We start from the raw sequence: 12,463 nt of genomic DNA on the forward strand, positions 1-12,463 counted from the left end.
TTAAATAGCCATTAATTATACGTCTTATTATTTCCCAGTAGACTTATTAAGAATTGGGTTTCAATTTTTCGGAAGCCATTTTAGTGCCTTCTACTCGTGCCGTTATTTTTGCAAAAGCGGTATCTCTGCTTGTAGCTAAATCATCACTAAATGGAGAAAAACCACAATCATCGGTTGTACCTAATTGATTTACTGGAATGTATTCTGCTGCAGTCATAATTCTGTCATAAACCATTTCTGGTGTCTCTATTTCTGCATTAATGACATCAATTACTCCAACGTAAACTCTTTGATTAGGGCGAATATTTTCACCAATATGCTTCAAGGCTTTTGAAGGATTTTTTTCATTTGCCATTTGCATGTAAAAGTTTCCAGAATTTAGCGTTAAGAAAAGTGGAATCAGTTCTGCATAATCAACATCCGCACTATGCGTACTGTCGTGGTCTCCTCCTGGGCAGGTATGAAATCCTATTCGCTGTCGTTCTCCTTCTGTAAAACGAGTTAATACTTCGTTGTTTAAGTTGATAAATTGTTTTAAAAGAGCTTTTGAAGGGTCTAGTTTTAATGCTAATCTAGCTTCTGTAAAATCCACTTGAACATGATGTACACCGTTATCAAAGCAACTTCTGATATCGGCCGCAGCTTGATTTGTCAAATCGCTTATAAATTGTTCTTGTGTATAATTAGGAATGCCTTCTTGTGGATACAATAAACTCATGGCCGATGCCGAAATAACCGCTTGTTTTAAAGGACGGGTTGAAAACTTTTTTGCTCTAGGAAGGTAACTACCAGCATACGTTGAATATTGAAAAGGACCTGCGGTTAGTTTAGGTAGTTGGCGAGCATGGCCGTCTTCAAAAGGAATTGAAATTCCATCATCGGCTAAATTTGTAAGTCCATCTAGTGGATAGGTAACAAAGCTAGATTTGGTTTGTTCTCCATCAGAAACAATTGGCGATCCAGTTTTTTCCATACGAGTTATGGTATCCCTAACCACTTCGTCAAAAAGCTGATTCATTTTAACTTCGGATAAGTTACCTTTTGAAAAGGCTGCCATTGCTTCCTGTAATTCCTTTGGGCGAGGAACACTTCCTACAGCTTCTGTTGGGATTAGATTCATTTTGTAAAAGTTTTTTATTAATTAGATTGTTTAGTAGATAAGAAGAAGCCTGTTTGAGAATGCTAACTTCTAGCTTAAATCGAAAATAATAAAAAAAGCACAAACCTTATGGCTTGTGCTGAAACAGCTCTTTTTTAAGTGCTGTGTTATCTGTTAACTTTTGTACTAGGCCTTACTTTTTCCGCTATTGGTAGGTTTTGTAAATTGGGAATTATTCCAGCTGACTCGGTAATGCACTTTCCCAACCGCCAGCAAGTTTTACAGACAAGTTTTCCATGGTTTTGCTAAGAGATTTATGACCAGCAATATTAACCGTTTCATTCGGGTCATTTTCTCTGTCAAATAATTCTATATCTTTCAACTCACCTCTGGTTCCTGTATTATGGTTCCATGTGTACCATTCTATGTAATGATATTTTTTGGTGTTTAAGGAATAACCCATATACCTACTTCCATCAGCCGAATGTTGTGGTCTACGATGAAACTGACTAAATGCAGCAGCCTTCCATGGACGTTTAGGGTCCTTTATCAAGGGAACAAAACTTGTTCCTTGCATGTAATCAGGAGCCTCTATTCCTGCTATTTCACAAAGTGAAGGAAACATGTCTATCAATTCAGTTATTTCAAAAGTTTGAGCCCCTCGGTTTTCTTGGTTTGGATATCGAATAATCATCGGAACTTGAAGATCAATATTATAGTTGCTCATTTTGCCCCAACTATTATGGTCGCCAAGTTTCCAACCATGATCACCCCATACTATAATAATGGTGTTTTCATAAATCCCGATTTCTTTCATGTGAGCAATGAGATTTCCAAGTAATGCATCCACATAACTGACACTTGCGTAGTAGCCATGTTTCAAAATCCGTGAAGTGTCTTCATTCATTCGGAAGGAAGACTGAGGGTGACCGATGTGGTTGAATCCTTCATAATGTCGTAATTCATACATCGAGTTCATGGTATAACCCGGAGCATTTTCTGGTACGTTTGGGTTTGCAGCCAATGGGATTTTTTGTGGGTCGTAAAGGTCCCAATATTTTTTAGGTGCCGCAAAAGGAAGATGTGGTCGGAAATATCCTAGACCCATATAAAAAGGTTTGTCCTCTTTAGCCAGACGTGTAAGTGTTTTTTTTGCTAGTTCGGTTTGTGCTCCGTCATAATACATGGTATCGTTAACGGCTGCGGCTTCCCAAGCTGGTCCAGTATTCCATCCGTCCGCGTACCTCACAGGTCTGAGTTTCAATAATGAATCTCTCTTAATAGCTTGTGAGCGATTTACTTCTTCGCTTATGTAAAATGTTTCTCCATCTCTATTTAACCAATCTTCTTGTACATATTGGGCAGGACGCAAATCTGGCTCATCCCAAGAAATGGAGTCAGGCATATAGTTATGAAAAATCTTACCAATGTTAACGGTATGATAGCCAAATTTAGAGAAATGCTGCGGCATGGTCACCGTATTTGGATTGATTTCGCGAAACTTATCTCCAAGATGCCAAACACGTGTAGAATCAGGTCTTAAACCTGTCATTAAACTTGCACGTGAAGGGGCACAAACGGCTACTTGAGAGAAGGTTTGTCTAAAAGTCATTCCTTCAGAAGCTAGTTGGTCAATATTTGGAGTAATGGCAACGGGGTCTCCATAAGCTCCCAAAGTAGGCCGAAGGTCATCTATGGAGATAAATAGAATGTTGGGCTTTGCGGCGTCTCTATTAGGGCTGGTACAGCTAAATATTGTTAGAAGAGATAGGAGGGATGTGCAATATAAAGCGTAATTGATTTTCATGGCTTTTAATAACATTATGTTTTATTAAATCTTAAGTTCGAGTTTTGGCTGAGCCTAAGTTTTGGATATGGTTATTCGGATAGTAAAAAGCGATAAGCTCTCAATTAAGTAGAATAGCACTGAATTTTCAAAACCTTTAAACACCCACAAACCTAGACACAGGCTACTTTTCTTTTTTTATGTTTTCTAAGGCATTAATTAATGGTAGTAATTCTCTTTCATGATTTTTTATTCCCATGTTTCTAGCTACAAATAAAACAATAAAAAGGATGATAGTGGAAAAATGAAGTAAGACGCTATAGAAACCTGCTAATTCATTAAATGCACCTAAAAAAGCAATGTTTAAAGCTAAAATAAAGAGGATTATAAAAACCATTACGTTAACTTTTATAAGTAGCATTTTTTTTCTCAAATATTCAATTTGCTGTTCAATAAATAGGTTAGTGTTAGCATTACTCGCACTAACGCTGTTTCTGAAAAGAGGAACAAGAATGATTAAAAAACCTATAAGTAATAAGATAAACGATAGTATATTATAACTGCTAAGAGAAAGGTGTGTAAACATTGAATACACTGCAAATATTGAAACAGAAAGAAAAAGGAGTTTTTGGAACTTAGTGATTTTTTCCAGTCTATTTAACTGCTTTGATAATATATCAATATCAAGATTATTTGCTTTTTGTTGGTGCCATATGTTCTCCCAATTATTCATTTCATTTTCCATAACTGTTCATTTTTTTAGTTAAGGTTTTTTTTATCCTATTTATTTTGACACCTACATTAGATGTATTCATTCCAATAATTTCTGCTATCTCAGTGTAACTGTTCCTTTCTAATAGTAAGCTTATGATAATTCTATCCTTCTCTTTTAGCGTTGATATTTCTTGATATAGCCTCATAACTTTTTTGTCAGAATTAATGCTCTCACTATGGTCAATAATAAATGTTTCGTTATCAATATCAACTTGATTGATTTTCTTATTTAAAGCAGTTCGTTTGCTCACGAATACAATTGTTGTATTGGTCGCTATTCTATAAATCCAAGTGTTTATTTTACTCTTATTTTTAAAACTGTCTAAATTATTCCAAACCTTTATATACACTTCTTGAAATAAGTCATCGGCATCCATTTTGTTTCCAGTAAAACCCAAGCAAAGTCTATAGATTTTATCTTTTGAGTTTTCGTAAACATTTTTGAATTCTACCTTCTTATTCGTCATGTAAGGCTCTATTTCATTAGCTATTTGTACTGAGCTTTTTTGATCTTAGAATTTTGAATATACCTAGTAGCATTATTCCTAAAGCTATTCCAATCAGTCCTCCATAAACCCGGTCTGATATTTTCATAAACTGATGAGCAATTTGTGTAACCGACATGAATAATAAGCCAGCGATGATTATTTTTTTGAAGCCTAAGTTCTTCATTTTTTACTTGTTGTTTACCCTTTAGATTAGTTTGAACAAGATTTATTACACTTTTCGATAATTATTTTTTGGATTAGGCTTTTGGTCTGAACCTAATGGTCAGACCTATAATTCATTTTCTTAAATCCTCAGATGTAGCCAATGCAATCACTCTTCCGCTATCGCCTACGGCATTATAAAAGTGGTAAACGATACCATTCCATTTTATTACCCAGGGTTTATGGGCATACTTCTTATCATAATTTACTGAAGGGGCTATCAAGTCTTCTCCTTCCCAATCCGTCCAATTTATTAAATCGTAGGAGCAGGCAAATCGTTCAAATGCTCCGGGTTTCCAGAATGCTCCAAAATAGAACATAACATAAGTATCACCAATCTTTGTAATTTGTGCGTCGCCGCAAATACCCTTTCCTTTCGTAATTACAGGATTTTCACCATATCGTTTCCAGGTACGCATATCGTCAGATACAGCCATGGCTATGCTTTCATAGTTTGCCGTATCACCCTTAGCATTATAATACATCACAAATGGATGCCCCGTATGATTGCTCTTGTCGCGAATCACCAAGCTTTTGTAAATAGTTTTGTTGTCAAACCAGCGGGAATCTTCATCTTCTGGAGACAAAAGAGGGGCATTGTTGGTATTCCATTCGTCAGTTTCTGTTAGCGTAGTGGAATTAGCCAAGCCAATTTTTAATGTACCAGCTTCGTAGCCTACTGTATTTCCACCCAAGTAGGTCATCCAGTAATTATCTTGATATTTTTCTACAGAATAATCACCGCCCCATTCTGTATTAACAAGTGATACATAGCCAGCTTTTTGATTGGCATCCCAAGTGTTTTCTGTAAACGACAATATTTTCCCTTTTGATTCCCAGTGGAGCAAATCATTACTCTGAGATAACCAAGTTTCATAGCCTTGACCATCAAAAACAATGTAGGTCATATACCAAACATTGTCTTTTCTGAATATAGTAGGGCTATCCACCAATTTTGTGCTATCTGGATGCTGAAGAACGACCCCATATTTATAGGGAGTTTTAATCTCATTGAAAATTGACTCCATTTCTTCCTGAGGTACTGCCTTATTTAATGAGTTTTCTGTAGTTTGTTTACATCCAACTAATGTTATGACTGCTAATAGTAATAAGTTTTTCATTTTCAATTGGGTACAGCTATAATGCTAGTTTTGAAGGTCAGAATTAATTGTGCCAAGTACCAAAGATAAGATTCTATGAGATGATAGCTTTTAAAATAGGCGTTTTTGAACACATTTTTTTCTATCATTTTTTAAGAGAGTTTGGCTTTTGGTAAACGTTTGCTTATCAACCATTTTATAGAGAAAACTAAAATACTTAACCAAGCAAGGGTAGTTAACAAGCCTTTTAAAAGCGTAAATGAGCTAGATATGAGAACAAAAGAAGTTGATATGTCCACCGATTTTGTAATCATTAAAATGATACAGATGTTTTCCAAGTAATCAAATAACATGGCTAAGAATGGAACTATCAATAGTATCGAATTTAGACCATTTTTGGTTTTGGTAAGACCAATTAGTCTGAATAATAAACTGCTTAAGAAAAGAGCTAGTAAGAAAGGGTATAATAGGTCTAAGAAGGTTAATTGAGGAAAGAGATAAAGGTTTCTGGTTTCTTCGTTTATATTATTTACGATGGAACTAGCTTCTGAAACGGAGTATCCAAAGCTTTGTAAATCAAAAGCTTTAGTGCCAATTTGACTATTGATTATGGGAAATGTATAAGTCATCATCAGGAGTAAAACTACCTGACTCGCTACCAATAAGGAGCATACAGACTTTACAGAAGTTGTTTTCGAAATTAAACGATTTAAAAAAAGCATTTTGATTCTATTCTGATTAAAAGCCAAAGGTCTTTATCACAAAGTAGAATTCCATTAACAAATGATAAGGCTTAAGATTGTGTTCGTAACCTGCTTAAAGAAATGGTGGTAATTCCGAGGTAAGAGGCAATGTCAGCGTGGGGAATAAGGTTCTCTATGTTTGGGTATTTAGTTCTTAACATTTGTAATCTTGTTTTTCCAGGAAGTGAAGCTAAAGCAATTTCCTTTTGCACCTTTTCCATTAATTCATTCCTTAAGACTGTATTGCCAAAATGTCTAACTTCAGGGTCATCAATCATTAGTTTTTCAAACTCCTCAGCATTCATGCATGCTAACTGTGAATTTTGCAGGCAGCGGATGTTTAGTATAGATTTATTGTCTTTGTTCCTGGTGGTAAAAGGAGATATGATGGAGTTTGACATAAAGAAAGATAGGGTGATATCTTCACCTTCTGGGTTATAAAGAAAGCTTTTACAAACACCCTCTATTACAAAGTATTCCAAGTTGTTTCTTTGGCCTTCTTTAGTTAATAATTCTCCCTTTTCAAGAGTTATGAATTGAATCAGAGCTAGAATTTTATCTATTGATTTGCTAGAAATAGGGGCAACTGAGGCGATAATGGCTTTGACTTTATCTTGCATATTTTTTTAAGTAAAATGGCTTTAAAGACATGATTGATTGCCTGGTTAGTTTGAGGCTAAGGTTTGCAGCTTGCAAAACTTGCTGAAGAATAGTGCTTATTTTCAATAAAGCACTATTTTCCCATACTACCGTTGTGTCTTCCCTTTACGCAGAGTTATCCAAATTAGAATGGCAGAAGCTAATGTCAATAGCGTGAAGTATTTCTCGAAATTGGTTTTTGCAAAAATGTTCCCAATAGTATTCAATCCAAATATTATAACGAATATCCATAACGTAATATTGACAACTTTCATTGACAAAAACGCTCTTATGTATTGCCCTTTTATTAAAAGGATAAAACATAAAAACAGATTTATCAAAATAGAAACAGTTTCAAAAACATACATCTCAGTGTCATTTTTTAATCTTCCTCCCCAAGTGATGTCGTATGGTATTATTTTCAGGATAATACTTAAATGAAAAAGTATTACTGCTGTAAGTATCCATAACATTATTTTAATCGCAGTTTTCGAATTCATTCTTTTCTGAATAGTTTCTTTGAAAGTATCGTTTTCATTCTTAAAACCTTCTTATCTACTAATTAACAAACTCTATTTGCTTCCATTCAGAATCAATGCCATCATTTTTTTGAGGTAGGCCGGGTGTACTTCTACCTTCAGTTATGTAATTAATAAGCAATGTTTTTAGCTCCTCTACCTTTTCAGTATTTTTCGGATATAAATTGGTGGCTTCGCCCGGGTCGCTCTTTAGATTATATAGTTGATATTTTGGTAATGAATCAATAACCGCCTTATTATTTGGTTTTGGAAAGCTCCAGCCACCAGAGCCAGGACACATAATAAGTTTCCAGTCGCCTTTTCTGATAGCAAAACTCCCATTGATAGAATGATGCACTATGGCTTCTCTAATAGGTTCATCAAGTTTAAATAAAGGTGCGATATTATAGCTATCTTCTCCTTCATTGTCTGCCAGTGAATACCCCACTATACTAGCAACTGTTGCCATCAAATCGGTGGTACAAATGGTTTGCTCAGACAGCGTTTCTTTCATTATTTCTTGCGGCCATTTGACTATAAAAGGTACACGGTGTCCACCTTCAAAAATATCAGCCTTATGCCCTCTGTAAATGTAACTTGGGTAGTGACCTTTTTCTTCTAGCTCCTCCATGTGTGTTGCAGGTGAGCAGCCATTATCACTTGTGAAAATAACAATCGTATTATTCTCAATACCAGCTTCTTTAACCACTTTTTCTAGTTGCCCCATGTAGTTATCTACCATCATCACAAAATCGCCATAAGGATTTAATCCACTCTTGCCTTGCCATTCCTCTGTTGGTAAAATTGGCGTATGTGGAGAGGGGAGGGCTAAGTATAAAAAGAATGGGTTTTCCTCTTTGGATTTTTCTTTAATGTATCCAAATGATTTACGGAAGAAATTAGGTGTAACATCATCATGGATAAAATCACTAGAAGTAGGTCCTTCTCGCCACCACGAATATTTACCTTTATTAACAGATATGGTGTCGGGTATTTTAGTGGGCATACCATTTTCCACATATACATAAGGTGCCATGTCTAAGGAGCCACTGTGGCCATAAGAGTAAGTAAATCCTAATTCTTTAGGGCCATTCTGAATGGGTTTTGAAAAGTCGATATTATCAAAGTCTTTTGGGTCCCAACCTGCACCACCAGAAACTTCAGGATTCTTTTGTGCCCAATCCCATCCTAAATGCCATTTACCAATAAAAGCCGTGTTATAGTTTTTTTGTTTTAATAAGGAAGCCACCGTAGTTCTTTCGGAAGAGATTAAAGCTTTAGAATTGCCGGTAAGTACGCCAGATTTTAGCTTGCTTCGCCAATTATATCTCCCTGTTAAAATACCATATCTGGTAGGAGTACAGACCGACGATGAGGTGTGTGCATCTGTAAATCTTATGCCTTCAGAGGCTAATCTGTCTATGTTTGGCGTTTGAATTTTACTGTTTTCATTATTTGCAGAAACATCTCCATATCCCATATCGTCTACCAAAACATAAATGATGTTTGGTTTTTGGGCTTCTTCTTTTTTGTTGGAACAACTACTGAGAATTAGTAAGATAAGGGGAGTAATGGGAAGAATCTTAATTTTCATAATTTCTGTTTCCGTGAGTTTTAATGGTAATGGTTGGTTTACCCGCACCAAAAGGTGCTGATATTTTTCTTTAATCTGCACTAAGCTAATAGGTTTTTAATGACCGTCAAATGGTTTTGTGGCTTGGTATATGAATTGACAGTTGATGTGAAACCAAATATTACCCTAAAGGTTAGGAAAGTTGAGTAAATACAAATTCTAAGAAACTACAATTATTGTCAACATATTTGCCTACTTATGATTAGTGTCAGAGGATATTCTTATGGTTTTAAAGCCTTTCTAAAGTAATTTATAACAGTCTTAAGGCCGCTTTTGGTTATTTTTCTTAGAATTGGCACCTATTTTCTCATCCAAACTTAGGTTTCTAGCTATTTATTAAAATTGTGAAGATTCAGCGATATCAGTATCTGTCTAAGAACTAACAAGAAAATGAAAGGTCAAAGTCTTCTAAGGAATGAAAGAACTTGGGAACGTTTTTAGTCAAACAGACTATTTAGAGTGATGATTTTTTTCTAATCATTGCCGGCAATCTGTTTGACTTGGTATACGCTATTTTTATATATCCTTTTTACACATTATGGCTGTTTTAACCATTTTAGAATAGCCTGGGTAGTTTCTTCTGGCTTTTCTTGTTGAATGCAATGACCACAATCAAGACTCATCACCTCTGCATTAGGGACAAAATCTGTTAAGCCTTCAAACTTAGGAATCATATCTTGCTCGCCATATATCATAAGCGTATTATGGGGTATGATTGGGTTTACATCTGCCAGTAAATGCCAGTTTCTGTCAAGGTTTCTGTACCAATTTATACTTCCGGTAAATCCTGATTTTTTGAAAGCGGAAACAAAAACGGCAAGCTCACTTTCGTTCATTATGGGTTCACCCAGTGCCTTTTCTGCTTTTGCAAGATTAATCATCAACATTCCTGGCTCAGGCGGTGCCAAAGGAACATTCTTGCGGAATAAATTGCTAAGAAACTGAGATGTGTTTTTATGTAAGATAGCGTCTGCAACTCCCGGCTGTCTATTAAAGTGAACAAAATAGTTATCCTGCCCAAATATCTCTTCCATCCATTCAATCCAAGGTTTTTCTCCACGAACTTGATAAGGTAAAGCCAAGTTTATTATTTTATTTACGCGATTTGGATGCAATAATGCTAGACTCCAAACAACGTTTGCTCCCCAGTCATGACCAATAAAAGTGGCATCTTTATAACCGTAGTGGTCTAGAAGTGCCACAAGGTCACCAGTTAAATGTTTAATGTCATATTGGTCTACTTCGCTTGGAGAAGAAGAGTTACCATAACCACGCTGATTAGGTACAATAACATGGTAGCCTGCTTTGACAAGAGCGGGTATTTGGTGACGCCAAGAAAAGGCATGCTCAGGGAAACCGTGACAGAGCACTAGAGGTTTCCCAATATTTTGTTGACCTGCTTCAAAAACTTCGAGTTCAATGCCATTGACCGAAATCATACTTGGTTTTGGAAATTCGCTTAGATTAGGTCCAGCGTTAATTACGTTTGTCATTCTTTTTTCTGTTTAAAAATTAATATGATGCAAACGTAAAATGGAGCGGTGACAGCCTTATGGCAAGGGTCAAAAAGAGTTAATGATATTTGTCAAAATACTCTTGTAAAGTCATATTGTGAGGTTCAAAGTTCTCCGACAGAATTTCCATTTTTCGAATTCTATCTGGTCTAAAAAAGCGAAATTCTTTACGCAAACGGCAGTAGGCTACTAAATACCAATTTTCAGAGTTTAATATGGCAAATGGCTCTATAAGTCTGCTGCTTACCGAATTTTCCTTGTTGATATATTCTATTTTGACAAGCTTATAATTGGTAAGGGCATTTTGCAAATCAGATAAATTATTACTATTTCTCTCTTGATTTTTTACTTGATTATACTGCGTTCTATCGGCAAGCAAATTTGCCTTGTCTTTGATGCTATATTTTAGAATTGATTTTATTTTATCAATGGCTTCGGAATAATCCTGTACAAATGAGACATCCTTACTTTTGAGTACTAACTGTTCTGCTAGTATTAAGGCATTTGCTTGCTTTTCGGTGAACATAACAGGTGGAATTCTATATCCATCCATTAGGGTATAGCCTTTCCCTTCTTCTGTCAATACAGGAACACCTGATTGTTCTAATGCTTTTATGTCTCTGTAGATGGTTCTTTTACTGATACCAAATTTACTGGCTAATTCGGAAGCAGTAACAATGCGTTTTGTCTGTAACTGAATTAAGATTGCTGTTAGTCTAGATAATCTGTTGACTTCGGAATATTCCAATTTTAACTATTTTATGTTTTTAAAATGATTGACAAAGGTCTGTCCCCACACCAAAAGGTGCAGATACTATGCTTAAATCAATACTAAGCTAATCCATTTTTAATGACCGTCAAATGGTTTTCAGCCTAGGCATCTGAAATTCTATTTGATACTAGGCTAGAGGATTAACTTAAGCAGCAAGCTTAGGAGTGAAGAATTTTAAAAGCGAACTGAAAGCCCCCAAAGTGCTGAAATTTAGCAGAAATCACAGAGAATTATTCGGCAAAACTTTGCCAAACGGAGGCGAACTCGGCATCAAACAAGCAGCTTGCTTCTTCTATAGTTTCTTGGAATTCATTGTAGGCCGAATATTCAAGATTTGAGTTATTCCCTAAAAGATAATTGCTCTCGTTTAAGGTGATTAATTCTCCATTTTTAAGCCTTTCTTTTAAAATAGAACTGAAAAAAGCCTTTACTAAAACATCTGAATTTCCTAGCTCATGTCCTACATTCGGTTGTTGGGCAAAACAAGTGAAGGTCTTAAGCTTTCTTTGAGCTAAAAAAACTGTGGTAATGGCTAGATTTCTACCGGGTGAATCATCACCTCCTGAAATTAACAAACTAGGAGGTAATTTACTTCCTGTTTGTATTATAGTCCCTTTAATATTTGCATATGCTATTGTCCTGTCGGCATAAGTGGACGCAAATTCTTGGCTAAATCTTCCTCCGTGGGAATAACCTCGTAATAAAAATGGTAAACTTGTAATATAACCTAGGTCTCTAGCTTTAGTTATTTGTTCTAATGCAAATAATAAGTTAGATGCTGCCGAAGCTAAAGGCGAATTTACATGGACGCCTAAAAGTGCTAGGTTTTCTTCTCTAGCATATTCTTGCCAAGCTTTAGAATTGGCGAATATAGTTCCGTTACCCGCACCTCCGGGTGCCAGTACTAAAATAGCTTTAACAGTGGTGTTTTCAGGAACCCATAATCTATATGCGTTTTGGTCTCTACCTTCTAAAAAGAACTCATAGGTCCAATTGTCAATAATTTCACCCCGCTCCATACTTTCAACAATTGGTTCTGGTGCAGAATCGCATGAAAACAATGTCAAAATCAGTATGAATGGTATAAAGACTCTCATTATTTAATTAATAGCTTAGCTCAGTTTTTAATGTGTTGCAGCAAGCTTTAGTAAAGGTTTTACGGAATAGAAAAATGT

12 protein-coding genes are annotated in these 12,463 nt (G+C 35.7%); all 12 read right to left on the reverse strand.

The window, feature by feature from the left end; genetic code table 11:
- Window positions 1-46 precede the first annotated feature (46 nt).
- Window positions 47-1,120, reverse strand: a complete 1,074-nt coding sequence (locus AC0L6O_RS11420; protein WP_473302460.1) for a uroporphyrinogen decarboxylase/cobalamine-independent methonine synthase family protein — start codon at window positions 1,118-1,120, stop codon at window positions 47-49.
- Window positions 1,121-1,331: 211 nt separating this feature from the next.
- Window positions 1,332-2,906, reverse strand: a complete 1,575-nt coding sequence (locus AC0L6O_RS11425) for a sulfatase (RefSeq protein ID WP_473302462.1) — start codon at window positions 2,904-2,906, stop codon at window positions 1,332-1,334.
- 163 nt (window positions 2,907-3,069) lie between these two features.
- Window positions 3,070-3,630 carry a hypothetical protein gene (locus AC0L6O_RS11430; protein WP_473302464.1) on the reverse strand — a complete coding sequence of 187 codons (561 nt, stop codon included), beginning with the start codon at window positions 3,628-3,630 and terminating at the stop codon, window positions 3,070-3,072.
- The gene (locus tag AC0L6O_RS11435) at window positions 3,620-4,126 is read right to left on the reverse strand and encodes an RNA polymerase sigma factor (protein ID WP_473302466.1); all 507 of its coding nucleotides are present in this window, start codon (window positions 4,124-4,126) and stop codon (window positions 3,620-3,622) included. Before AC0L6O_RS11435 ends, AC0L6O_RS11430 begins: the two co-directional genes overlap by 11 nt.
- 317 nt (window positions 4,127-4,443) lie before the next feature.
- Window positions 4,444-5,490 carry a glycoside hydrolase family protein gene (locus AC0L6O_RS11440; protein ID WP_473302468.1) on the reverse strand — a complete coding sequence of 349 codons (1,047 nt, stop codon included), beginning with the start codon at window positions 5,488-5,490 and terminating at the stop codon, window positions 4,444-4,446.
- A 131-nt stretch (window positions 5,491-5,621) separates the two neighbouring features.
- Window positions 5,622-6,191: a hypothetical protein gene (locus AC0L6O_RS11445; RefSeq protein ID WP_473302470.1), complete on the reverse strand. Its 570-nt coding sequence runs from the start codon at window positions 6,189-6,191 to the stop codon at window positions 5,622-5,624.
- Window positions 6,192-6,262: 71 nt separating this feature from the next.
- A complete protein-coding gene (locus AC0L6O_RS11450) occupies window positions 6,263-6,832 on the reverse strand; it encodes a Crp/Fnr family transcriptional regulator (protein WP_473302471.1) in 570 nt (189 codons plus the stop codon).
- Window positions 6,833-6,958: 126 nt separating this feature from the next.
- Window positions 6,959-7,351 (reverse strand): hypothetical protein, encoded by a 393-nt coding sequence (locus tag AC0L6O_RS11455; protein WP_473302473.1) that lies wholly within the window; start codon window positions 7,349-7,351, stop codon window positions 6,959-6,961.
- Window positions 7,352-7,409: 58 nt separating this feature from the next.
- Window positions 7,410-8,963 carry a sulfatase family protein gene (locus tag AC0L6O_RS11460; protein WP_473302475.1) on the reverse strand — a complete coding sequence of 518 codons (1,554 nt, stop codon included), beginning with the start codon at window positions 8,961-8,963 and terminating at the stop codon, window positions 7,410-7,412.
- 575 nt (window positions 8,964-9,538) lie between these two features.
- Window positions 9,539-10,495 (reverse strand): alpha/beta fold hydrolase, encoded by a 957-nt coding sequence (locus AC0L6O_RS11465; protein WP_473302477.1) that lies wholly within the window; start codon window positions 10,493-10,495, stop codon window positions 9,539-9,541.
- Between the two features lie 79 nt (window positions 10,496-10,574).
- Window positions 10,575-11,264 (reverse strand): helix-turn-helix transcriptional regulator, encoded by a 690-nt coding sequence (locus AC0L6O_RS11470; RefSeq protein WP_473302479.1) that lies wholly within the window; start codon window positions 11,262-11,264, stop codon window positions 10,575-10,577.
- A gap of 254 nt (window positions 11,265-11,518) precedes the next feature.
- Entirely contained in the window at window positions 11,519-12,385 is an 867-nt protein-coding gene (locus tag AC0L6O_RS11475) for a hypothetical protein (RefSeq protein WP_473302480.1), read from the reverse strand.
- Window positions 12,386-12,463: the final 78 nt, after the last annotated feature.

Source organism: Arcticibacterium sp. GJ41-1, assembly GCF_055808875.1.

What these genes read in the sequence shown, in the direction of transcription:
- AC0L6O_RS11440 (WP_473302468.1), bottom strand. Translation starts at nt 5,490, where the DNA reads ATGAAAAACTTATTACTATTAGCAGTCATAACATTAGTTGGATGTAAA.
- AC0L6O_RS11475 (WP_473302480.1), bottom strand. Translation starts at nt 12,385, where the DNA reads ATGAGAGTCTTTATACCATTCATACTGATTTTGACATTGTTTTCATGC.
- AC0L6O_RS11420 (WP_473302460.1), bottom strand. Translation starts at nt 1,120, where the DNA reads ATGAATCTAATCCCAACAGAAGCTGTAGGAAGTGTTCCTCGCCCAAAG.
- AC0L6O_RS11455 (WP_473302473.1), bottom strand. Translation starts at nt 7,351, where the DNA reads ATGAATTCGAAAACTGCGATTAAAATAATGTTATGGATACTTACAGCA.
- AC0L6O_RS11430 (WP_473302464.1), bottom strand. Translation starts at nt 3,630, where the DNA reads ATGGAAAATGAAATGAATAATTGGGAGAACATATGGCACCAACAAAAA.
- AC0L6O_RS11435 (WP_473302466.1), bottom strand. Translation starts at nt 4,126, where the DNA reads ATGACGAATAAGAAGGTAGAATTCAAAAATGTTTACGAAAACTCAAAA.
- AC0L6O_RS11465 (WP_473302477.1), bottom strand. Translation starts at nt 10,495, where the DNA reads ATGACAAACGTAATTAACGCTGGACCTAATCTAAGCGAATTTCCAAAA.
- AC0L6O_RS11445 (WP_473302470.1), bottom strand. Translation starts at nt 6,191, where the DNA reads ATGCTTTTTTTAAATCGTTTAATTTCGAAAACAACTTCTGTAAAGTCT.
- AC0L6O_RS11460 (WP_473302475.1), bottom strand. Translation starts at nt 8,963, where the DNA reads ATGAAAATTAAGATTCTTCCCATTACTCCCCTTATCTTACTAATTCTC.
- AC0L6O_RS11425 (WP_473302462.1), bottom strand. Translation starts at nt 2,906, where the DNA reads ATGAAAATCAATTACGCTTTATATTGCACATCCCTCCTATCTCTTCTA.
- AC0L6O_RS11450 (WP_473302471.1), bottom strand. Translation starts at nt 6,832, where the DNA reads ATGCAAGATAAAGTCAAAGCCATTATCGCCTCAGTTGCCCCTATTTCT.